Raw genomic sequence first — 22369 nt, 5'->3', positions numbered from 1 at the left:
CAAGCATGCGTTTTTCGCGAGCATCCTATATCCTCATATCCTTGGAGCTATGACGCCCACGTGCTTATACAAAGTTGTGCGCGACACTCCATAACGACGAGCCACATCAGCCACCTGGATATGAGGGTCGCGTAGTAACACCTTGATTTCACGCACCTGTTGCTCGTCCAATTTGGGTCTCCTACCACCGACGCGACCTCTGGCACGAGCAGCAGATAGTCCAGCCCGAGCGCGCTCCCGAATCAAGCCCCGCTCGAACTCAGCCAGAGCTGCGAACACATGGAAAACCAACTTGCCCGCCGCGCTGCTGGTCTCGATTTTTTCCGTCAGACTTTCGAAACCGACGCCGCGCTGTTCAAGATCTGCCACGATCTGAACTAGGTCAGGCAAACTGCGCCCCAATCGATCCAGCCGCCAGACAATGAGTGTGTCACCAGCCCGCAGCGCTTTTCGGCACTGCTCAAGTTCTGGGCGGGATGCGCTTTTACCGCTGGCCGCTTCCTCATAAATCACGCCACACCCAGCCTGCATGAGCGCGTCGCGCTGCAAGTCTAGGTGGTGGTCATCCGTCGATACACGGGCGTAACCAATGCGTTGATTCATTGACGCGATCAGAACACTGAAAAATTGACAGCTATCTTAACACTTGTTGGTAGCTAAAAGGGAGCGAAAACTGATACTGGTGGCTGTCCAAAAAACCACCGTTTCATGGACAGCATGTGAGATATTTTGAGAATCCAGCAGAGGAGTGAACCATGGGCAGGAAGGAAGCCGAGGAAGCCTGGCTGCATGCACAAGTAGGCCCGGCCTTTGATGCGCTCAAAGCCGACCCAGGCCGTGCCGTTACCACTGACCAGGTGCGCGCCCGTCTGGCTGACATCGCCCAAGCTATCGAGCTGGTCCGCCGCGTCGATGCGGGCCTAGAACTCCTTACGCCCTTTGACCCAGCCGAAGACCTGACCACTGCCGAAGCCGTGGCCGCATTCCTGGCCGACGCCGAGGCCACGGCCGACCCGGCCTATATCGAGCACGCGCACCAGGTCGCGGCACGTGCGCGAACCATGCACGGCATCGCGTGGTGAGCGCGCTGGCCAGCATCGCCATTCCTGGCGGTGCTGCAGGTGGATCTCATCGCCGGGAATGACGATGCGAGATCCACGCCAAGGGGAAGAGTAAGGCGGGGCGTCATCGCCCGATCTGGCGATGCTCGAGCGCCGGCGCGCATCGCCACTTCCGACGATGCAGGCCCGGAAACGACAAGGGCGGCCAATGGCCGCCCTTGCTGTTCCTGGTGTGTAGCTTACGCGGGGTGAAGCGACTGGCGCACGGCATTCAGTGCCTCACGGAAGTCGGCCGGCGTCGCTCGGCCTGTCTCGGCCTGGTAGAACACGACCATGAAGGCATTGGCGACTGCTTCGGCCAGCGGCCCGAGCTGCCGGGCTGCATCCTGGTCAATCCAGTCTAGGGCCGCGAGCTGCACGGCCGCATGATGCACTGCCTGAGTTGCGTTGGTAGGATTCAAGGTTGCCATGATTCACCTCTCCATCAGGTGGGTTAGTGGAAGTGTCGGCCGGCCCCACGCCGGCCGACGCGCCTTTCATGCCGGCGTCGAGCGATTCACGAAAGCAGCGACTTCATCATCGGGATCGGCCGCCTGATTGCCGGCCTGTTCGCCGGCCAAGCTGTCGCCGTCGAAGGCCGGAGCCTCTGCTGCTGTGCTGGCTCGGATCGCTGTTGCCATTTGGCCCCCGATCGTTTGGCCCATTCGCTCCTGGAAGCTCTCCGCAAGCTGCATGGCCTTGCCCTTGAGCACAGTACCCGCACCCTTCGCCAGCTCGCCAGCGGTGCCCGAAGCCAATGCTGCGGCACGAGTCAAACCAACGGGGCCGGTGCTGCCTGGTGCGGCCTGCGGCCCCTGTCCTGCCCCGCCAGCAGGCTTGGGTTCGCTCTTGGCAGCCTTGTCGGCACCGTTGCCGGTGCTGGCCGTCGAGCTGCTGCCCTTGTCGCCGACGCTGGCCTTGTCGCCACCCTTCGATCTGGCCGAGCTGCCGCCATCCGACGATGAACCGCCAAAGCCTGCCGCCTGCGCGAACGGCGATCCCTCTGCGCCGGCTGAATCCTGAGCGTTCGATGTACTCGCGCCGCCCATGCTCGCCATCATGTCCATGCCCGCGCCGGCATCGCTCGTCGCGCTGCCCTGCGCCTTCTCGAAAGCGGCCTTGACGGCCGAAGCCCCGCCGGCGATGTTGGCCGCACCACTCATCACGGCAGCACCGGCCATGCTCGCAGCGCCGGCCGCAACACTGGCCGCGCCCATCGCGGCACCTACAGCAGCGCCCGCGCCGAAGTTGCCAATGCCGCCAGCGTTCCCAATGCCCGTACCGGAAATGACGCCGGCGACCAGCGGCGGCACACGATTGACCAGCATCAGCAACGCCAGGCAGAAAACCAGCATCACGCCCAGCTCTTCAAAGTTCAGCGTGCCCTTGTTCATCTTGGCGTAGAAGCTGGACAGTAGATCGTTCCCAATGCCGACCAGCAGCACCATCGTCATGATCTGCACGGCCACGCCCAGGACGGTCTTGTAGTAGTTGATCGCCATGTCGGACGTCCAACGCGAGCCGCCGAAGCCGAGGAAGAAGATGCCGGCATAGGACAGCAGCCAGGCTGACACGAGCAGCAGCAACATGTTCACGGCGATGACGGCCAGCAGGAGCAGGATGCCGGCGCTCAAGATCACGCCTACAAAGCTGTCGATAGGCGACCAGGCCGACAGGTTGTTGATGGCCTGCTTCCAGATCAGGAAGCCCACATCGACGATGCCCGACGGCGTGATCGAGGAGATGCCGGAAGCCTGCTCGCCAATCCTGGACAGCGACTGGATGATCGAGTTGGCAAAGTTCGGCCCATTGCGCAGCAACCAGAGGAAGAAGCCGAAGAACAGGATGAACCTGATGAACTCGGCGAAGAACTCGCCAATGTCGGCCTTGCGCAGCGCCATGAAGCCGAAGGTGATGACCAGCGAGATCGTGCCCAGCGTCCAGAACAAGAATGTCGCGGCATTCATCACCACCGTCTGCCAGGCCGTGGCCCGCGTGGCGAACTCCGTCACCACCTGGTCAAGCATCCCCTGATTGGTGAGCTGGGCCGACGCGGCCGAGGAGTAAAGCGCGAGCGCGACGCCGATCAGCGCCGCCTTGTGCAGTGCTTTCATGGCTTCGCCTCCTGTCCCTTCAGGTCTTTCGGGTCGGCCAGCTCCAGCCAGTTCATCGGCTTCTCGGTCGGGGCGATGCCGCCGCCGGTCGGCGACCGGCGCGAGCACAACCCCGCGAAGGTTTCGCGTGTCGCCTTGTCCTCGATCTTCTTGATTTTCTCGATCTGGCAGTTCGCGTCATTGACCTCTGGCATGGCCTGGGTGGCCGGCTTGTTGTCGCAGCCGGCCAGCAGCGCCACCACGAGGCCGGCAAGCAGCATCGTCGTTTTCATGGTGTGGGCCTCCCTGGTCAGCGGGTCAGTTCGAGCCAGTTTTTCGGGCTGGCCGTTTTCCCGATCCGGGATTCGGTCGAAGTGGCGTGCGCCGCCTGCTGCCGGGCCTCAAGGTCGGCGTCGGCCTGCATCTTGGTCGCCACCGCGTTCTGCTGCGCAATCAACAGGCCGCGAATCTGCAAGAGCTGGTTGGCCTGCTGACTGGCGAGCTGGTTGGCGTAGCCGATGGCCTGCATCTGGCCGGTCGCACCCTGCGCGGCCGACTGGAGGCGCTGCAACGTCGCCGCGTCGGCCGTCAGATTCGATTGCTGCTTGTCCAAGCCCTTGAACAAGGCATCGTTGGCCTTCTTCTGCGACTGGCTGGCGAGCTGCCGCACGTTGTTCATGGCGGTCAATTCGGCGGCCGAGCAGCCAGTAGCCGAGAAGCACGGCGACTCTTTGTAGTAGTTCACGTCTTGGAACTTGCTGATGTAGCTGTCCAGGCTGCCGAGCTGCGTCTTGTAGTAGTCCAGCGTGTTGACGGCGTTCATCAGCCCATTGATGGTGGACTGCGCCTGATCCCAGATATACGCGGCCGGGGCCATCGTGTTCTGGAGCTGGTTCTGATACTGCTGGAGCTGGGTGCTGTACTGCTCAATTTGCTTGAGCGTTTGGGCCACCGATTCGATGGCCGTCATGATGTTCTGCGACAGGTTGGTGCCGTCGATGACAGGGATACCCGCCTGCACAGGCGTGATGACGATGCAGCCGGCCAGAACGGCGGCGAGCGCGGTTTTAGCCGCAAAAAAACGGACGTGCTTCATGGTCGCAATCTCCATTCGATGAAAGAAAGGCAATGCCTTGACCAAGCTCGCGCTTGCCCACGGCAAGGTTTCATCGAAGAGCTACGCCACTAGCTAATCGGTATCGCCCTTGGCACTGAGGCCCGGACTTCAGTGTTTCTGTTCTCGGCCCTTATGGGGTGTCTCTGGCCTTATGCGTCCTCCCAAGTGTTGATAACGCCCAGGCCGGCGGCCCGGAAGAGGCTTGTGTCGCGTGGAGCACACTGTAATTTAGCGGCTAAAACTCTCATGATTCGGCCCTAGGCTGCACCACAGATTTCATGAGCCGGCTCATTTCGTCCTGTGTGGCCTCAATCCGACCCAGCAGGGCAAGGATCGTGTCATCGCCGAAGCGGGCCGTGCGCAGGTCGTCGGTGAGCCAAAGCTTGAGCAAGCCGCCCAGCCGGCCAAGGTCGCCATTCACGCGCACCAGCTCGCGCACGTACTCGTAATCCATGACGCCCTTGACCTGGTAGCCCTGGCCCACGTCGCGCAGGTAGCGCGCAACGCTGATCCCCGCCCTCTTGGCGTTCGCCTCGATCAGTTCACGCTCTTCGGGAAGGCAGTACACCTTGATGGGCGGGCTGCTCTTCCGCGTGACTCTCTTCGCGTCGTCCATTCATTCTCCAGCCGGCGGTAGCCGGCAGCCTCGCAGAGCAGGATGCCCCGTTGAGCGCCCCCGGCGCGAATAAGGGGACGTGAAGAAGGACCACCCGCTTGCGGGTGGGCCTACTTCACACATCCTGCCCGCATAACGGCGTTGATTACTCCAAGGAAAGTCCGCGTCCGGCACCGCAAATCTTTCGCGGAAACCGCACGTTTGGAACGCAACAGCGCAAAAATGAACAGTAATGGCCGGTTTCCGCATGGTTTCCGTGCGCTTGCAGCGATCCATTTGCGTATCGCAGCGATTCATTCCGCCGCTTGTTGCGGTTGAGTTATGGGATTTTCGGAACCAGCCGACGCGTTGGTGATGTGCCGATGGACGTACTTCAGGAAAGTCTCATAGCGAAACGGAATGCGCGCGATCTCGTGCATGTGCTCCCAGATGATCTTTAGCGCAAAGCCTGCGGCCATTGCTTCCATCACGTCCGAGCGCGCCGCCATGAACGCGGGCAAGTAGTCCTTCCGCTTCAGCCGCCCGGTCTGCTGCGCGCGCATGAGCCGCGCGGCCAGTTCCTGTTCAATCTTTGTCGCCATATCCGTAAACCTCCGTTATCAACTGAACTACTCCGAAGGTTACGGATTGGCAGCCTGCGCAACATTCCAATAATTGGCCAAACTGGTTGACATGAAGCGAGTGACGCAAGCACGTCTATCGAAACCGCGATAGGCACCACTCAGATTCAGCACCACGGAAAAGTTGAACGCCAAAAAGGGAGCCGAAAGATTGCCTGGCAGCTTGCTGCCCCTCAAGAGTCAATGCTCAGCCGGCCGCAATCGTCGGAACGGAGACAATGGCCAGCCTCGCCGAAAATGACGATGCTGCAGCTTGGTGGGCGCGCCAAAAAAAGTGGGCCATATGTGACCGTGGCACCGAATAGAACTGTTGTATGTTATAGCGCGCTACAACATACAACGTCAGTCCATTGACACTTGAGGGGCGTAGCGTTTTAGCCGCTAAAAAAGGACCGACCGGAGCTGACCACCCTTCTGGCGTACAACTCAACGGCCGAAGGCCGACCATCGGCAAGGGCTTGGCGTCGCCCTACAGGGCGGCGGCAAATGCCGCGCCTAGTGGATGATCTTGGAAGATCATGGATGGAATTTTCGAACTGGCCGCAAGCCCACGCCGTTACTGTGTTTTCCAGTTTTTGGCGGGGAACGTTGCTACGGATGAAGGGGAACGTTGCTACGGAGATTGGGGAACGTTACTACGGGCTTCGGCCTCCCGATTTCCCACTTCCCTTCCGCATATTCGCTCACCTTCCAGCCCACGGCAGCAAGCTCGGCCAGCGCCTTGCGGGCCTTCTGACGGCGCTTTTTCATGGCCTCAGTGTTCGCTTCGTCCGGCCAAACGTAACCGGAAAGGGTATCCAGTTCCACGCGGCCGGCTTTGCCAGGATCGATCCAGCCGCATAGTCGTTGGTGAATCAGGCGGGCCGGATCGGTTTGTAGCGCCCGCACCTCGGCCATCTCAATGCGGGTATACGGACGCCGCCCAAGAATCGCCTCTGCAATCTGAGGATTCAGCGCGACGAATAGCCGTCCGTCCTCCTCATCGAAGGCATAGCTCATCAAGTGAAAAGACCGTTGCCTGCTCCCTTTGGTGACTACCACTGTCACGTTTGCCATGCGCAGCAAGCACGCCTTGATCGCCCTGATATTGTCGCCGCCATCGGTCAAGCCGATCTCGCTTAGTAGACTGGTCATGCTCTCTCTCACGACAAGCGCATCCTGCCCTACCGCGTCAAATTTCGGCTCAAGGAATAGACGGAGCTGCTTCGGTAAGTCTGCTGTTGGCTCCGGCGTCAGGATAATGCCTTTCGGCCCGCCAAGAGCCACCAGACCTTGCAGCAGCCGCATGTCATCGGCACCGAGCGGCTCAAAGCCGACGAACCGCGCTTGTTCATTCTCGGCGTAGTGATACGTCACATCGAGCTTGAGTTTCTTCCGTTCTCCGCGCTTGAGACTGCGGAACAAGCCGGGGACCAAGCAGTGCATTGGATCGTGCCTGGCATGGGTGAGGTCAAAAGCCATCGCCTCGCCTCCGGCCATCGCATCCCTTCTCCTCACTCCTGCGGGCCTCATGCAGTTCCACTGGCACCAGTACGCCGCCGGAGTGCCGCATGTACCAGCGATCAAGCGGCGTGGCGTCGTAGTTCTGCTTGCTGACGCCGAAACGCACGAAGTAGCTGCGGCGCTCATTACCGATGGGCTGCCGGTCGTGGGGGCGGTCGCTGAGGCGCTTTGCCTCATCCTCGGTCATACGAGCGACGTAACCACACCACCTGGCGTTGTCAATCAACGCCGATGCGCCACGCGCAGCCTGCTGCTGGTCGGTTTGCCCTTCGCGGGCGCTTCCCTTGCTGACGTGGTGTAGGTAGAGCACGGATGCGCCCGTGGTGGCCGCAACGTGCTCCAACACGGCCACGAGGTGGGCCATGTTGCCGTTGCTGTTCTCATCGAGGGCGTGAATACGGCTCAGGGTATCCAGCACAATCAGCCTCGCCCCGGCACCGTCCTCAATGACGCGGCGCAGGTGAGCCTTGTTCATGATGTCCATGCGCTTGCCCATGATCGGCTCAAGCACCAAGTTCTCTGCGATGGCTTGGCGAGCTGCGTGCCCGAGGTGTTGGCCGATGGCGTGAACGCGCCGCACAAGCGCGGGCGGCGGGTCTTCCCCGGCCAGATAGACCACGCGCCCGGAATGTGCGGGGGCAAGGCCCACGAGGTCGCCACCCGGAACGCTGCATGCGATGCTCATGGCCGCTTCTAGCGCCCAGAAACTCTTGCCCGTAGCCCCTGGGGCGACGAGCGCGCCGACCGTTCCCGCCAGGAAGCCAGGCCATAAGAAGTCCAGCACCGGCGGTTCGTGCTCAAACGCCGCCAGTACATCAATCGCCATGACGCTGTTCCCCGCTCAGTACAAGGACTCGTCGCTCAACACCTCGGCGATCTGCGAGGTTCGAAAGTAGACCCGCCGGCCGATCTTCAAGCGGGCCTTGTTGATTCGCTGCGCCCACTCGTTCGTTGCGCGCAAGCTGATCCGCAGTCCATCAGGCGAGCGATCAAGGACAGTGGCGAGCTGCGCGATGCTTAGCAGTGGGCCGAAGCGTTGCAGCAGCGTGTCTTCTATCGTCATTGCGTAAACCTCCGTTATCAACTGAATTGCTACGAAGGTTAGGTGCTATTGGGGGTTGCCTACATCTTATTAATTGTCCAAAATGGTTGACATGAAGAATGACCCAATCATCGTTATCTGGGAAGGTTGCGACCCCACCGTCTCGGAAGCCATCCGGCAGTTTCAGGATCGCTGGCGGCCGTACTCCGCATCCTCGCGGCGCTATCCCATCGTGCGATTGATACAGGAGCTGATCGATCCCGCCGTGGCCGCCTACATGGCAGCCCTTCCAGTGCGCTATTCGGGCCACGTCCCCGGCGCCGGCACGGGAGTGAGCTTCAGCGCGATCATTCGACTGGTGGGGCTTGATGCGATGGTTCGCTTGCAGCGGCAATTGCTGCGCGCGTTCGTTCTCACGGAAGATCGACAGTCTGCGAGAGATCAGCGTTTTGTCGCAACGCTGGAATCACTGATCGAACTGGTGTGGGACTGTGCCTGCAAACGACCAACCAAGTCACAGGTGCGCGACACCCGCTTGAATGGTGAACGTCAGCAGGGCTTCTGCCGGTTTTGCGGAGCACTCGCCGAGTTGACCTCGTTCGCCGGTGGGAGCGATGACCCAAAGGCTGACGACCCCGAGGAGAAACTTCGACTCAGCAGCCTGTACTGCCTGGATCACCGGCCCAAATTGCCGAATGGCGCATGGAATCCCTCATACAGACAAGCAAGACGCTCACTCGCGCAGTTCGATCTCGAACTTGCCAGGCTCAGCCAGCAGTGCGCAAAGCCAGCTACGCCTCAAGTGAAATCGGGCGATCAACTGGTTGACAGCTACTTCTTCCACTACGTCGCCGGCCAAACCTTTCAGCCAGCAGACAAAGCGGAGTTGCGCAATCAAGCGCGGCTCATGGTGGACTCAAAGCTGTCAGACCGCAAAAAACTGATGCTGATGCTCCAGTGGTCTGGGCTCAACCAGTCGGAGATTGCGCGAAAGCTAGGTATAGAACGCCAAGCCGTATCGAAGGCACTGGCGTCGATCCCTGCGATGTTCCACTTGAGTTCAAAGTCGCGCTCGCGGCGTCAACCAAATTGACCAACTAATAGGACGAAACAATCCGCACTCACAGGCACCATCAGGCACATGTTCGCAAGTGACTGAAAGAGGCCAAGGGATGCAGACAACGACAAGTAAGATGCTCATCAACCGCAAGAAGCTACTGGCGATGATCCCGCTGTCTGAGCGCACGATTTTCAATATGGAGCAGCGCGGGGGGTTTCCGCGTCGCATTGCGCTCACCAGCCGAAACGTCGCCTGGGACTTGGCCGAGGTCGAGGAATGGATAGAGGCGCGCAAGGCATCGGGCACTCAGGCCATGCGTCCCGGCTTCACCCCGTCGGTCGCAGCAGCCACTTTTTAGCGGCTAAAACGCAGCGCCCCTCAAGTGTCAATGAAACCCGGGACCATGCCTCGATGTTCGGACAGGCGAGCGAACTGTCATCTTCTGGCTTACGCCTTCGGCCGCTTCAGTGTCCATTCGTCGATCATGTCCGCCCAGTCTTGCAACATCGCCGTCCGCTGCTCGCGGTACTCGGCCTTGTTGTAGACGGCCCTGACGCCTCGCTGCTCGTGCGCCAGGCACTTCTCAATCCAGTCCGTGTTGTAGCCGGCCTCATGCAACAACGTGCTGGCCGTGCGCCGCAAGTCATGTGGCCCGAACTTGGCGAGCGACTTCCCTTCCTTCTGCGCCAGCCGATACGTCAGCGTCAGCACCTGGTTGAGCGTGGCGCTGCTCATGGGCAAGTCCGAGTCGTACCGCGACGGCAACACGTAGTCCGATCCGCCGGCAAAGGTCTTGAGGGCAATGAAGATGTCCAGCGCCTGCCGGGACAGGAACACCAGGTGCGGATTGCGTCGCTTCATCCGCTCCTTCGGGATGGTCCAAAGCGCCTCGCTGAAGTTGATCTCGCTCCAGGTCGCGTTGGTCAGCTCGCTCTTGCGCACCATCGTCAGCAGCAATAACTTGGCGGCAGCCCGAATGGATGGCGTTGTGCCGATGCGCTCCATGTACTGATACATCAGACCGATCTCGTCGGGCGTCAGCGCACGGTCGCGCGGCTCGAACTTGGCGATAGTTGTCGGCCGCACCAGCTCTGCCGGGTTCTCGACCTTCTGGCCGCGCTCGATGGCCCAGCGAAAGACCTGCAACATCACCTCGCGAGCATGCACTGCGGTCGCCGGTGCACCGCGCTCCACGATGGCATCGGTCAGCGCCCGCAAGTCCTCGTGGGTGATCTCCACCAGCTTCTGGTTGCTGAATTTAGGCTTCAGCTCGCGCTCGTAGATTGAACGGCGCATGTCGCGGGTGGAGTCAGCCATCTGGTAGCCGCGCAGCCACTTTTCCGCCCACGCCCCGAACGTCTCCGCATCCTTGACGCGGGCCTTGTCCCGCGCCTTCTCTTTGGCCGGCGACTTCCCGGCCGCGATCATCTTCTTGGCCTCGCCCAACCGCTCGCGGGCTTCCGCAAGGGTGATGCCGCCAACGCCATAGCGGCCGAAGGTGATGGTCTCCTGCCGGCCGTGGATCGAGTAGTTGTAGCGGAACGAGATCGCCCCGGCGGGCGTGACGGCCACATAGAGGCCGTCACGGTCGTTTTCCTTGTAGAGCTTGTCCCTCGGCTTGAGGTTACGCAGCTTGGTATCGGTCAGCATGATTCTCGCCCTGATTCGGCTCAAATACCATGATCTGGAATCAATCCATTCTGGCGTAAAAACACAATAAAATCATTGTGTTACGACATATCAATACCATGAGAACCAGAAAGATGGCTACATGGTATCGATGGCATCTCATGGCATCGAAGCATTCAATACCATTCATCATGCCATGAAAAAACAGTGCTTAGCGATGCCAAAGATTGCCGGCCAGTGCCGGACATAATCACAAAAAAGCCCGCAGCGACGCGGGCTTAGGTGTGTTCTCGTGCTACTCGGTGCCAGCCTGTGCCAAACGCCGAATCACTCCCACTCAATCGTCGCAGGCGGCTTGCTCGACACGTCATACACCACCCGATTGATCCCCCGCACTTCATTGATAATCCGCGAGGAAATCCGAGCCAGCAACGGATGCGGCAACGGCGCCCAATCAGCCGTCATGAAGTCAAACGTCTGCACCGCGCGCAGCGCGACCACGTACTCATACGTCCGACCGTCCCCCATCACCCCCACCGACTTCACCGGCAGGAACACGGCGAACGCCTGCGAGGTCAGTTCATACCAGGTCAGGCCACTGGCCTCGTCCTTGGTATTGCGCAGCTCTTCGATGAAGATCGCATCGGCGCGACGCAGCAGCTCGGCGTATTCATGCTTGACTTCGCCCAGAATGCGCACGCCCAGGCCCGGGCCCGGGAACGGATGGCGGTAGACCATCTGCGGCGGCAGGCCAAGGGCCACGCCCAGTTCGCGGACTTCGTCCTTGAACAGTTCGCGCAGGGGTTCCAGCAGCTTCAGGTTCAGCGTGTCCGGCAGGCCGCCGACGTTGTGGTGCGACTTGATCGAGGTGGCCTTGCCGGTCTTGGCGCCGGCCGATTCGATGACGTCGGGGTAGATAGTGCCTTGGGCCAGCCACTTGGCGCTCTTCTGCTTGCCGGCCTGTTCCTGGAACACTTCGACGAACTCGCGGCCGATGATCTTGCGCTTGGCTTCGGGGTCGGCCACGCCGGACAGCTTGCCCATGAACTGGGCGGTGGCGTCGACGTGGATGATCTTGACGCCCATGTTCTCGGCGAAGGTCTGCATGACCTGCTTGCCTTCGTCCAGGCGCAAGAGGCCGTGGTCGACGAACACGCAGGTCAGTTGGTCGCCGATGGCCTTGTGGATCAGGGCCGCGGCCACCGACGAGTCGACGCCGCCGGACAGGCCGAGGATGACTTCGTCTTCGCCAACCTGCTCGCGGATGCGGGCGACGGCTTCGGCGACGTAGTCGGGCATGTTCCAGTCGCCCTGGCATTCGCAGATCTCGTTGACGAAGCGGGCCAGCATGGCCTTGCCTTGCACGGTGTGCGTGACTTCGGGGTGGAACTGCACGGCGTAGAAGCGGCGATCTTCGTCGGCCATGCCGGCGATGGGGCAGGACGGCGTGGAGGCCATCAGCTTGAAGCCCGGCGGCAGCTCGGTGACCTTGTCACCGTGGCTCATCCAGACCTTGAGCATGCCGTGGCCGTCGGCGGTGGTGAAGTCTTCCAGGCCTTCCAGCAGCTTGGTGTGGCCGTGGGCGCGGACTTCGGCGTAGCCGAATTCGCGGTGGTCGGAGAAGCTGACCACGCCGCCCAGTTGTTGCGCCATGGACTGCATGCCATAACAGATGCCCAGCACGGGCACGCCCAGCTCGAACACGGCGTGCGGCACGCGCATGGAGCCTTCTTCGTAGGCCGATGCGTGGCTGCCCGACAGGATGATGCCCTTCAGGCCCTGCGCCATCTGGTCGCGGATGAAGGCATCGTCGACGTCGCCCGGGTGCACTTCGGAGTAGACGCCGGCTTCGCGCACGCGGCGGGCGATCAGTTGGGTGACTTGCGAACCGTAGTCGAGAATGAGGATGCGCTGGTGCATGGAGACTCTACCGGTAAGGAATGAAATCGCTGTAAATAAAACCGCACCGGCAGACCCGCTGACTGATTTTGCGGTTCTGCCGGTGCGTGATGCATGACATTGTAGTTGACTGTACGGGGATCAGTCGGCGCGGTAGTTGGGCGCTTCCTTGGTGATCTGTACGTCGTGCACGTGGGATTCGCGGACACCGGCGGAGGTGATTTCCACGAATTCGGCCTTGGTGCGCATGTCGTCGATGGTGGCGGCGCCGCAGTAGCCCATGGAGGCGCGGATGCCGCCGACCAGTTGGTAGATGATGGCCAGCACGCTGCCCTTGTAGGGGACGCGGCCTTCGATGCCTTCGGGGACCAGCTTGTCGGCGTTGTTGGCCGGGTCCTGGAAGTAGCGGTCGGCCGAGCCTTCCGTCATGGCGCCCAGGCTGCCCATGCCGCGGTACGACTTGTACGAACGGCCCTGGAACAGCACCACTTCGCCCGGCGCTTCTTCGGTGCCAGCGAACATGCCGCCCATCATGCAGGAGAACGCGCCGGCGGCCAGGGCCTTGGCGACGTCGCCCGAGTAGCGGATGCCGCCGTCGGCGATCAGCGGCACGCCCGTGCCTTCCAGCGCCTTGGCGACTTCGGAGATCGCGTGGATCTGCGGCACGCCGACGCCGGCGACGATACGGGTGGTGCAGATCGAGCCGGGGCCGATGCCGACCTTGACGCCGTCGGCGCCGTGCTCGACCAGCGCGCGCGCCGCGGCGGCGGTGGCGATGTTGCCGCCGATGACTTCGACCTTGGGATAGTTCTGCTTGACCCAGCGCACGCCTTCCAGCACGCCCTTGGAGTGGCCGTGGGCGGTGTCGACGATCAGCACGTCGACGCCGGCGGCGACCAGCTTTTCAACGCGCTCTTCGGTGTTGCCACCGACGCCGACCGCGGCGCCGACGCGCAATTGGCCCTGGGCGTCCTTGCTGGCCAGCGGGTGCTCGGTGTTCTTGACGATGTCCTTGACGGTGGCCAGGCCGCGCAGCTCGAAACCGTCGTTGACGATGAGCACGCGTTCCAGGCGATGCTTGTGCATCAGGGCCTGCGCTTCATCGAGCGTGGCGCCTTCCTTCATGGTGACCAGGCGTTCCTGCGGCGTCATGATGTTGCGCAGGGGCTGGTCCAGGTTCTCTTCGAAGCGCAGGTCGCGGTTGGTGACGATGCCCACCAGCTTGCGCCCTTCCACCACCGGCAGGCCCGAGATGCCATGCTGGCGCTGCAACGCAATGGCGTCGCGCACTTTCATCTGGGGGGTGACGGTGACCGGATCGATCACGATGCCGAATTCGTGGCGCTTGACGCGGGCGACTTCACGGGCCTGGGCGTCGGCGGACAGATTCTTGTGGATGATCCCGATGCCACCTTCCTGGGCCATGGCGATCGCCAGGCGGGATTCGGTGACCGTGTCCATGGCGGCGGACACAAGGGGGATGTTCAGGGAGATGTTTCGGGTGAGGCGCGTGGCCAGGGAGGTGTCGCGCGGCAACACCTCGGAATACGCAGGCACCAACAACACATCGTCGAAGGTGAGCGCTTTTTGAACGAGACGCATGGGTAACTCCGGGCGCAAAGCAAGATTATACGCCGCTGACGTGTTTTGACTAGGTGTTGACCCTAGGTCGGGACGGAATTTTTGCGACTTTTTTCAATAGGCGTTGCGACCTTGCACTATTTTTACCCGGGTTATATTGACAAGCACTTTGGCAAGCCGCACAATGCCAGACATTAAATTTATCCGGGTAAATAAAACCCCTGTACGCCATGACCCAACCTCTCCTTCCCCATACCGCTTTCGAAGGCCACCGCCTGTTGGCGCGTGGCGCGCTCGCCGAGGTCGCCCTGGCCGTCAAGCAGGCCCAGGACGGTCACGCCAACCGTCATGGCGACGGCGCGATTCTGGTGTTCGACGACCACACCGGCAAGCAGGTCGACCTGGACCTGCGCGGCGCTGACGCCGACATCCGCGCGCGCTATCAGGCGCCGGCCGATGCCGCCCCCGCGCCCGCCGAGGAAGCGGACCACGTCGACGCCGCCCCGCGCGGGCGCGGACGGCCCAAGCTGGGCGTGGTGCCGCGCGAGGTGACGCTGCTGCCGCGCCACTGGGACTGGCTGGCGGCGCAGCCGGGCGGCGCGTCGGTGGCGCTGCGCAAACTGGTGGAACAGGCGCGCCGCGACAACGAGGCGCGCGACCAGCAGCGGCAACGGCAGGAAGCGGCCTATCACTTCATGTCGAGCATGGGCGGCAACCTGCCGGGCTTCGAGGAGGCCACGCGGGCGCTGTATGCCGATGATCGCGCGGGTTTCACGCGGCAGGTGGCCGCATGGCCGGCGGACGTGCGCGATTACGCCATGGCGCTGGCGTGGGCGGATGAGCAGGCCTGAGCGGCAAGCCGCGTATCGCTGGGCGCGGTCCCGGTGGCCTGTTCCTGCGCCTTATCCCTACGCACATACCTGCGCCACACACCTGCGCCCCATACCTCCCCACCATGACTGCGGGCCGTCGCTGCGCCGCATGGCTGCGCGCGCCGCTGGCGCATGGCGTCGCGCGCGTCATGCGCCGCTTCCAATCGTGCGTCGGCGGCATCCCGGCGCCCCAAGCAAGCGACGCCCGCCGCTGGTAAGCTGTACGTCATGGATACGGATACCGCGCCCCGCAACTTCCTGCTGTACGACGGCGACTGCCCGTTCTGCACCAACTACGTGCGGATGGTGCAGTTGCGCAAGGCCGTCGGCCCGGTCGAATTGCTCGACATGCGCCAGCATCCCGAACTGGTGGCGTATTTCCGCGACCGTGGCTATGACCTGAACGACGGCATGCTGCTGCGGCTGGAGGGGCACATCTACTGGGGCGCCGATTGCATCAACCGGCTGGCGCTGCTCAGTTCCGACAGCGACCTGTTCAACCAGATCAATGCCGCCATCTTCCGCCGCCCGTGCCTGTCGGCGGCGCTGTATCCCTTCATGAGCCGTGGCCGCGCGCTGACGCTGGCGCTGCTGGGCAAAAAGAAGATGCCGGCCTGACAGCGGCGGCGCGCTTGGTCGCGCGCCTTGCCTTGCCTTGCCTTGCCTTGCCTTGCCTTGCCTTGCCTCGCCGCGTTGCCTCGCCTCGTCGCGCCTTGCCTCACCGCGCCCCGCCTCATCGCGCCCTGCCTCACCGCGTCCTACCTCACCGCGTCCTGCCTCACCGGGTCCTGCCTCATCGCGCCCTGCCTTATCGCGTCCTGCCTCATCGCGCCCTGCCTCTCCCCGCCGCGCCTCTCCCCGCCGCGCCTCTCCCCGTCCCGCCTAGCCTAGTTCCGTCTCGGCTCGTCCCGCCCCGCCCCGCCCCGCCCCGCAGCAATGCTAAATTGCGGATCCCCCCCCTGACGGAGACCCCATGCCCGAGCCGAGCACCGCTGCCGACGGCACGCTGACGCCGCCCGTTGCGCCCCTGGACGAAGCGCCCGGCGCGATGCCGGCCGACGGCTTCTCGCTGACCGCGCCGATCACGCTGCAGGACCGCATCGCGGCCGCGCTGTTCAGCTACGCGGACATGTTCGGGGCCGCCCGGCGGCGCGCGCTGTACTTCCTGACGTGGGTGGTGCTGGCACTGTTGGGGATGCTGGGGTTCTCTTCCTGGCGGGATAGCGGCGAGCAGGGCTTCGGCCCGTTCCTCTCGCGCTTCTTTCACGACCTGTTCGGGCTGGACGGCGTGCCCATCCTGGTCGTGGCCATCCCGGTGCTGATCTACTACTTCCGCCATCCGGCGATCGTGCGCGGGCGCCTGGCGCGCTGGTGCCGCGACGAAGGGCTCGACCAGACCATCCACCCGCTCTATTACTTTCAGCCTGGCGGGCTTACCGTCACCCTGCCGGGACGCAAGACGGCCATGGCGTGCTCGCGCATCCAGGGGCTTGCCGAGACCTCCGAACACCTGTTCATCCAGTTGCGCAACATCGAGGACGTGTACGCCCTGCCGCGACAGGCGCTATCCGACGAGCAGGTGGCGCGCATCAAGGCGTGGGCCGCATCCTGCCACGCCGGCGCTCCGGACGCGACGCAGCACCCGCCGCAAGCGCGGCAGGCGCCCGAGGCCGCGCCGCCGCTGCTGACGACGCGCTTCCTGCTGAACCAGGAAGACCGGGCCGCCGCGATTTCGTGGCAGATCGAACGTCCCGGCATGCGGCGGCGCCGCCGGCGCGGTTTCCTGCTGGCCTTCGCGCTGACCGCCCTGCTGGTGCCGCTGATATTCGTGCTGCTGTGGCTGCTGGACCCCGAGCGGGTGCCGCTGCGCTATGCCTGGCCGCTGTTCGGCGAGATGTTCACGGACAGTTTCTGGAAGATCACGCTGGGGTTCTGGGCCATCCTGGCCGTCATCATTCTGCTGCATCCCTGGTCCCGGCGCCGCCACGCGTACAAGCTGGCCGGGCAGATGCACCGGCGCATGCCGGCCGAGGAACACGAGGCGCGGCTGTATGACGACCGGCTCGAAGTCCGGCAGGACGGGTGGATCAACAGCTTCGCGACGACCGGCTTCGACCGGGTCGAGCGGCAAGGCGACCACCTGATCCTGATGCGGCGGGAGGGCGAACCGCTGATCCTGCCCCGACGCGCGCTGGACGCGGAGCAGTTGGCGCTGTTCGAACGCGCCCTCACGGGCGGCGCGGGCGGCGATCATCGCCAGCGCGGGGGTACGCCATGAGCGGGCCGGCCTTGATCCGCCTGACGGCCCTGTGCGCGGCGCTTGGCGCGCTGGCGCCCGCCGCTTCCGCCGACACCCTCGATCTGCCGCATGGCCTGTCGGTGCAGTTGCCAGATGGCTGGGTGGTGGACGGCTCGCCACAAGGCGAGGTCTCGCGCAGCGGCATGCGGCGCGTGCAACTGGTCTGCGAAAGCGAGGCCTGCGAACAGACGCAGGAAACCTGCACCCTGCTGATGCAGGCCAAGCCGCTCGAAGGCGACGACGATGACGCCCGCTTGCAAGCGCTTTATGCCTCGCCGCTCAAGCGCTATTTCCGGTTGCGGGCGGTGCTGCGCGCGACCAGTCCCGACGCCGATATCCGCCAGCCGCTGGAGCGGGTGCGGATCGGCGATCGGGATTGGTACCGGGTCGAGACCGATGCGCGGCACCAGTACCGGTCGGGCGTGTTCGCCGAGACGGTGGTCGACGGCCTGTACGTCGGCGCGATCTGCAAGTCGTGCGAGACCGGCGAACAGCGCCACCGGGACGGACTGCGGATCATCGAGAGCCTGAAGTCGGATGCGAACGCCGTGTCGCGTTGAACGCCGCGAACGCCATGCAATGCCCTGGCCGGTTGCGTTGAACGCCACGGACGCCTGCGCAATGCCCTGCCCATCGCGTTGAACGCCACGGGCGCCTGCGCAATGCCCTTCCCATCGCGTTGAACGGCGACGACACGCCTGGCGCGCCCCCGGCTGTCGCCCCCGTCAGGGCGCGGGGGGCAGCACCTCGGCCACCTGCCGCAGGAACGCGGCCAACGCCGGGTTGTCGTGCTGCGCATGCCAGGCCAGGTACATATCGGCATACAGGTCGCGCTGGCCCAGCGACCGGAACTCCACCCCCTCCAGGCGCAGCTCGCGCGCCGAATCGGGCACGATGCCCACGCCCAGTCCGGCCCGCACCAGCGCCAGCAAGGTATGCGTCTGGCTGGCGCGCTGCACGTAGTCGGGCTGCACGTCGGCCAGGCCGAACGCGCCGACGATGCGGTCATAGAAGTATTTGCCTTCGCGCGGCGAATACAGCACGAAGGGCTGGCCCTGCAGCAGCCGCAGCGGCACCACCTCCTGTTCGCACAGCGGTGAATCCGCCGGCAGCGCCAGCACCAGCGGCTCGCGCTCGATCAGGCGGGCCTCGATGCCGGCCTGCTGCGGCACGCTGCGCGCCAGGATCGCGTCCAGTTCCCGCGCCAGCAGCAGGCGCGACAGGTCGGTGCTGACGGTTTCGCGCAACTGGATCTCCACGCCCGGCAACCGCTTGCGGGCCCGCATGATGAGCGAGGGCATCAGGCGGTACGAGGCCACCGCCGTGAAGCCCAGCGTGATGTGGCCGGCGTCGCCGCCGGCGGTGCGGCGGGCGCTGGCGGTGGCGCGGGCCGAATACTCCAGCAGGTGACGCGCGTCGCGCAGGAAACGGCGGCCGGCGGCGCTCAGTTCGACCTGGCGGCTGCTGCGCTCGAACAGCGTCACGCCCAGGTCCTGCTCCAGCAACTGGATCTGGCGCGAAAGCGGCGGCTGCGTCATGCACAGGCGCTGGGCGGCGCGGCCGAAGTGCAGCTCCTCGGCCACGGCGATGAAGCATTCGAGCTGGCGGAATTCCATCGATTCAATCCTTGAATTGATCAATGCTATTTATAGCTCGAATAGTCATCCATCGGCCGGCGTTCCTATACTCGGCCGCAGCACCGGGGCGCGTTTTTCCGCCCCGCGAAAGGAGTGCCATCGCAGCATCGACTTTCCGCGGCCCGCGCCGCTCACTACTACAAAGAGAAGACCATGGAGACACGCAATTCCGCACGCCCGCGCCGCCGCTTCCTTGCCGCGGCCCTGGCCCTGGCCGCCTGTGGCGCCCTGCCCGCCGCGGCGCAGGCCGCGCCGTTCCCGGACCGCCCGATCAACCTGATCGTGCCGTTCTCGCCGGGCGGCGGCACCGACATTTCCGCGCGCCTGCTGGCGGCGGCGCTGGGCGACAAGCTGGCGGCCTCGGTGGTGGTGGACAACCGCCCCGGCGCCGGCGGGCAGATCGCCGCCGATCTGGTGGCGCGCGCCAACCCCGACGGCTACACGCTGCTGTTCGCCAATTCGGGCATGCTGGCGATCAATCCGTGGATCTACAAGCTGCATTCCGATCCGGCCACCGCGTTCGCACCGGTATCGCTGTTCTCGGACCTGCCGTTCGTGCTGGTGGTGCCCACCACCCTGCCCGCCAAGAACGTGAAGGACCTGGTGACGCTGGCGCGCGCGCAACCGGGCAAGCACACCTTCGCCAGTTCCGGCACCGGCGGCGCGCCGCACCTGTCGGGCGAGATTTTCCAGCAGGCCACCGGCACCGACCTGATGCACGTGCCCTACAAGGGCGGCGGCCCGGCCATGACCGACCTGATGGCGGGCCGCGTCGACATGCTGTTCGCATCGGTGCTGGAGACCATTCCCTACGTCAACTCCGGCAAGCTGCGCGCGCTGGCGGTGACCGGCGCGACGCGTTCGCCCGCCCTGCCCGACGTGCCGACCATCGATGAGGCCGGCGTCAAGAATGCGCAGACCGGCTCATGGACGGCGGTGCTGGCGCCGGCGGGCACGCCGCAGGCGGTGATCGACAAGCTGTCGGCCGCGATCCGCGAAGTGGCCAGCGACCCGGCGATGCAGGCCAAGCTCGAATCGCAGGGCGCGCTGGCGCACGGTTCGACGCCGCAGGAACTGCAGGCGCTGGCGGCCAGCGAACGCGCGCGCTACGGGGAGATCATCAAGACACGGCATATCCAGACCCAATGATCGGGCGGGCGAGGCGACCGCCCACGATGCGATGACGCGCCCCGAGGGCGCGGCATTGCGCACCGCCCATTTTTTTTGCCCCCTGTCCGTCCCGGCGCAGACGGCTTTCCTCTTCGGTCGTCCCGCCGCCCCTTTTCTTGCGAATCCCGCGCCCGCGGGTCGCTGCAACAACCATGACACCCGACATGACCACGACTGCTTCCCAGCCCCTCGCCGACCTGCTGATGGTGGGCCCCTTGCTGCCCGAACTGACCGCCGAACTGGAGTCGCGCTACCGCGTGCACCGCTGGTGGCAAAGCCCCGACCAGGCGGCGCTGCTGCGCGACCACGGCGCGGCGATCCGCGGCATCGCCACCAGCGGCCGCTTCGGCGCATCGCGCGAGCTGATCGACGCGCTGCCGGCGCTGGAAGGCGTATTCAGTTTCGGGGTGGGCTACGACACCATCGACCTGGCGGCGGCGCAGGCGCGCGACGTGCGGGTCACCAACACACCGGGCGTGCTCGATGCCTGCGTGGCGGACACCGCGCTGGCATTGATGCTGGCGGCGTCGCGCCGCATCGCCGAGGCCGACCGCTTCGTGCGCGCCGGCCGCTGGCCGCAGGAAGGCTTCGGCCTGGGCACGCGCATGAGCGGCAAGCGCTGCGGCATCGTCGGACTGGGCAATATCGGCCTGCAGATCGCGCGGCGCGCCGAAGCATTTGATATGCCCATCCTGTACACCAACCGCAAGCCGCGCGCGGACGCGCCGGCGCACTACCGTTATTGCCCGGACATCACGACGCTGGCGGCCGAGTGCGATTTCCTGGTGCTGGCAGTGCCGGGCGGCGGCGCCACGCGCCACCTGGTCAATGGCGAGGTGTTGCGGGCGCTGGGTCCGCGCGGCTGGCTGATCAATATTGCGCGCGGCACGGTGGTCGACGAAGCCGCGCTGGTCCAGGCGCTGCAAAGCGGCGCCATCGCCGGCGCGGGCCTGGACGTGTTCGAGCATGAACCGGCCACGCCAACCGCCTTGAACGCGATGGACAACGTGGTGATGCTGCCGCACATCGCCAGCGGCACGCACGAAACCCGGCGGGCCATGGCGGACCTGATGCTGGCCAACCTGGACGGCTGGTTCCGCGACGGCAAGACGGTGACGCGGGTGGTTTGAGAGGGATGGCCGCAGCAAGCGTCCATTTAATGGACACTACATCTTGTAATTTATCTCATACATGATAAATTTCTCACCGCACTGGCTCGTGCCGGCGAGCCGTTGTGCTTGTTGTTGTAAGTTTTTTCCGGCCTTCGGGCCGGATTTTTTTTGCATCGGCACCTGGGGGCGAGTCGGGACGCCAGCAATCTCCGCCCAGGCGTATTGGCATTTTTCCGCGATTGCGGCGCCATCGCCCCACATTCGACGCGATTGCCCGCGTCACGCATCGATCGTGATGGATAGCCCATCGGCGCGCGCCGCGATCGACCGCACCCGGATCGTCCAACCGGCGTTGATGGCCTCTTCCTGATCCTCGAACACGCCGTATTCGGTCACCGCCACCGCGCCATGCAGGATGCGGCCGTCGGGCGCCGGCCCCCGCGCCTCGATGACCGGCACGTAGCCGTCCTGGACCTGCAACGCGCCACGCGTGATCTGAAATCCGTTCAATGCTTCTTCCATGGCCGCTCCTCTGTTTGGGGCCGGACCATGGTAGCCTGCCGCCAAACGATCCGGAGACATCATGGTGATCTGCAGCAGAATCGAGCCGTCCGCTTGGGCCCAGGCCTTTCCCCTGATCAGCCAATTGCGCACCGCCCTCGATGAAGCCGAATTCCTGCAGCGCGTGCGGCGGCAATCGCATGGCGGCTACGAACTGGTCGGCGCCTACCGCGACGGCAGGCTGATCGGCGTGATGGGCATGCGGCCCGTGCACACGCTGGCGCGCGGTCCGCATCTGCATGTGGACGATCTGGTGGTCGACGAGGCCGTGCGTGGCAGCGGCGCCGGCCGCGCGCTGATGGCCTACGCCGAGGCGGATGCGCGCGCTCGCGGCATGGGGGCGGTGTTCCTGGATGCCCGGCCCGACGCGATTCCATTCTATGAACGCGAGCAATACACGCTGCATGCGGCGCCATCGATGAAAAAAGTCATCAGCCAGTAGAGGGCCGGGACACGGC

The 22369-nt window shown here is 64.1% G+C and carries 24 protein-coding genes and 1 pseudogene; 10 read left to right on the top strand and 15 right to left on the bottom strand.

Features of this window, described 5'->3' with window-relative positions:
- Positions 1–33 precede the first annotated feature (33 nt).
- Positions 34–603, bottom strand: coding sequence for a recombinase family protein (locus SB816_RS11180; RefSeq protein ID WP_410546970.1), 570 nt, complete (start codon positions 601–603; stop codon positions 34–36).
- Positions 604–767: 164 nt separating this feature from the next.
- Between SB816_RS11180 and SB816_RS11175 the strand changes: the two are divergent.
- A pseudogene (locus SB816_RS11175) lies at positions 768–875 on the top strand (type II toxin-antitoxin system ParD family antitoxin); the annotation flags it as partial.
- A gap of 425 nt (positions 876–1300) precedes the next feature.
- On the opposite strand, the gene SB816_RS11170 reads toward SB816_RS11175, so the two are convergent.
- The 9 genes from SB816_RS11170 to SB816_RS11130 form a co-directional block, all read right to left on the bottom strand.
- Entirely contained in the window at positions 1301–1531 is a 231-nt protein-coding gene (locus SB816_RS11170; protein WP_011347386.1) for a type I toxin-antitoxin system ptaRNA1 family toxin, read from the bottom strand.
- Between the two features lie 66 nt (positions 1532–1597).
- The gene (gene trbL / locus SB816_RS11165; protein WP_410546969.1) at positions 1598–3214 is read right to left on the bottom strand and encodes a P-type conjugative transfer protein TrbL; all 1617 of its coding nucleotides are present in this window, start codon (positions 3212–3214) and stop codon (positions 1598–1600) included.
- Positions 3211–3486 carry an entry exclusion lipoprotein TrbK gene (gene trbK, locus SB816_RS11160; protein WP_031688695.1) on the bottom strand — a complete coding sequence of 92 codons (276 nt, stop codon included), beginning with the start codon at positions 3484–3486 and terminating at the stop codon, positions 3211–3213. Before trbK ends, trbL begins: the two co-directional genes overlap by 4 nt.
- A 17-nt stretch (positions 3487–3503) precedes the next feature.
- Positions 3504–4289, bottom strand: a complete 786-nt coding sequence (gene trbJ, locus SB816_RS11155) for a P-type conjugative transfer protein TrbJ (RefSeq protein ID WP_031688693.1) — start codon at positions 4287–4289, stop codon at positions 3504–3506.
- Positions 4290–4554: 265 nt separating this feature from the next.
- Positions 4555–4926, bottom strand: coding sequence for a conjugal transfer transcriptional regulator TraJ (traJ, locus tag SB816_RS11150; RefSeq protein WP_031688691.1), 372 nt, complete (start codon positions 4924–4926; stop codon positions 4555–4557).
- Positions 4927–5219: 293 nt separating this feature from the next.
- Complete coding sequence (locus SB816_RS11145; RefSeq protein ID WP_031688689.1) at positions 5220–5507, bottom strand: TraK family protein; 288 nt, start codon at positions 5505–5507, stop codon at positions 5220–5222.
- Between the two features lie 630 nt (positions 5508–6137).
- Entirely contained in the window at positions 6138–7007 is an 870-nt protein-coding gene (gene repC, locus SB816_RS11140; RefSeq protein ID WP_031688687.1) for a replication protein C, IncQ-type, read from the bottom strand.
- Positions 6997–7875 carry a helicase RepA family protein gene (locus tag SB816_RS11135; protein ID WP_031688686.1) on the bottom strand — a complete coding sequence of 293 codons (879 nt, stop codon included), beginning with the start codon at positions 7873–7875 and terminating at the stop codon, positions 6997–6999. The genes repC and SB816_RS11135 overlap by 11 nt, the downstream gene beginning before the upstream one ends.
- Positions 7876–7890: 15 nt before the next feature.
- Entirely contained in the window at positions 7891–8112 is a 222-nt protein-coding gene (locus SB816_RS11130; protein ID WP_031688685.1) for a hypothetical protein, read from the bottom strand.
- 91 nt (positions 8113–8203) lie between these two features.
- Between SB816_RS11130 and SB816_RS11125 the strand changes: the two genes are divergently transcribed.
- Complete coding sequence (locus tag SB816_RS11125) at positions 8204–9184, top strand: LuxR family transcriptional regulator (RefSeq protein ID WP_226342120.1); 981 nt, start codon at positions 8204–8206, stop codon at positions 9182–9184.
- A 79-nt stretch (positions 9185–9263) separates the two neighbouring features.
- Positions 9264–9509 (top strand): helix-turn-helix transcriptional regulator, encoded by a 246-nt coding sequence (locus SB816_RS11120; RefSeq protein WP_410546968.1) that lies wholly within the window; start codon positions 9264–9266, stop codon positions 9507–9509.
- Positions 9510–9598: 89 nt separating this feature from the next.
- Here SB816_RS11120 and SB816_RS11115 read toward each other — a convergent pair whose 3' ends face one another.
- From SB816_RS11115 to guaB, 3 genes are all read right to left on the bottom strand, one after another.
- A complete protein-coding gene (locus SB816_RS11115; RefSeq protein WP_031688679.1) occupies positions 9599–10801 on the bottom strand; it encodes a tyrosine-type recombinase/integrase in 1203 nt (400 codons plus the stop codon).
- A 306-nt stretch (positions 10802–11107) separates the two neighbouring features.
- A complete protein-coding gene (gene guaA / locus SB816_RS11110) occupies positions 11108–12700 on the bottom strand; it encodes a glutamine-hydrolyzing GMP synthase (protein ID WP_410546967.1) in 1593 nt (530 codons plus the stop codon).
- A 120-nt stretch (positions 12701–12820) separates the two neighbouring features.
- Positions 12821–14281 carry an IMP dehydrogenase gene (guaB, locus tag SB816_RS11105; protein WP_006387084.1) on the bottom strand — a complete coding sequence of 487 codons (1461 nt, stop codon included), beginning with the start codon at positions 14279–14281 and terminating at the stop codon, positions 12821–12823.
- Between the two features lie 209 nt (positions 14282–14490).
- Between guaB and SB816_RS11100 the strand changes: the two genes are divergently transcribed.
- From SB816_RS11100 to SB816_RS11085, 4 genes are all read left to right on the top strand, one after another.
- Positions 14491–15111, top strand: coding sequence for a DUF2239 family protein (locus SB816_RS11100; RefSeq protein WP_410546966.1), 621 nt, complete (start codon positions 14491–14493; stop codon positions 15109–15111).
- A 249-nt stretch (positions 15112–15360) separates the two neighbouring features.
- Positions 15361–15750 (top strand): DCC1-like thiol-disulfide oxidoreductase family protein, encoded by a 390-nt coding sequence (locus tag SB816_RS11095; protein ID WP_006387081.1) that lies wholly within the window; start codon positions 15361–15363, stop codon positions 15748–15750.
- Between the two features lie 355 nt (positions 15751–16105).
- Positions 16106–17410, top strand: coding sequence for a YcxB family protein (locus SB816_RS11090; RefSeq protein WP_410546965.1), 1305 nt, complete (start codon positions 16106–16108; stop codon positions 17408–17410).
- Positions 17407–17991, top strand: a complete 585-nt coding sequence (locus SB816_RS11085; protein ID WP_410546964.1) for a hypothetical protein — start codon at positions 17407–17409, stop codon at positions 17989–17991. The genes SB816_RS11090 and SB816_RS11085 overlap by 4 nt, the downstream gene beginning before the upstream one ends.
- A 165-nt stretch (positions 17992–18156) precedes the next feature.
- Here SB816_RS11085 and SB816_RS11080 read toward each other — a convergent pair whose 3' ends face one another.
- Complete coding sequence (locus tag SB816_RS11080; protein WP_054482681.1) at positions 18157–19047, bottom strand: LysR family transcriptional regulator; 891 nt, start codon at positions 19045–19047, stop codon at positions 18157–18159.
- Positions 19048–19221: 174 nt separating this feature from the next.
- Between SB816_RS11080 and SB816_RS11075 the strand changes: the two genes are divergently transcribed.
- Positions 19222–20217, top strand: coding sequence for a Bug family tripartite tricarboxylate transporter substrate binding protein (locus SB816_RS11075; protein ID WP_054502295.1), 996 nt, complete (start codon positions 19222–19224; stop codon positions 20215–20217).
- Positions 20218–20402: 185 nt separating this feature from the next.
- Complete coding sequence (locus SB816_RS11070) at positions 20403–21368, top strand: 2-hydroxyacid dehydrogenase (protein WP_410546963.1); 966 nt, start codon at positions 20403–20405, stop codon at positions 21366–21368.
- 261 nt (positions 21369–21629) lie between these two features.
- Here the strand turns inward: SB816_RS11070 and SB816_RS11065 are convergent, their stop codons facing one another.
- Positions 21630–21872 (bottom strand): hypothetical protein, encoded by a 243-nt coding sequence (locus SB816_RS11065; RefSeq protein WP_064523154.1) that lies wholly within the window; start codon positions 21870–21872, stop codon positions 21630–21632.
- 61 nt (positions 21873–21933) lie between these two features.
- Between SB816_RS11065 and SB816_RS11060 the strand changes: the two genes are divergently transcribed.
- The gene (locus SB816_RS11060; RefSeq protein WP_205412702.1) at positions 21934–22353 is read left to right on the top strand and encodes a GNAT family N-acetyltransferase; all 420 of its coding nucleotides are present in this window, start codon (positions 21934–21936) and stop codon (positions 22351–22353) included.
- The last annotated feature ends 16 nt before the right edge of the window (positions 22354–22369 follow it).

Origin of the sequence: Achromobacter sp. SIMBA_011 (genome assembly GCF_046535435.1) — a bacterium.
GTDB lineage: Bacteria > Pseudomonadota > Gammaproteobacteria > Burkholderiales > Burkholderiaceae_B > Achromobacter > Achromobacter dolens.
Note: the sequence above shows the minus strand (reverse complement) of the source record. Positions and strands in the feature narration are given on the sequence as shown.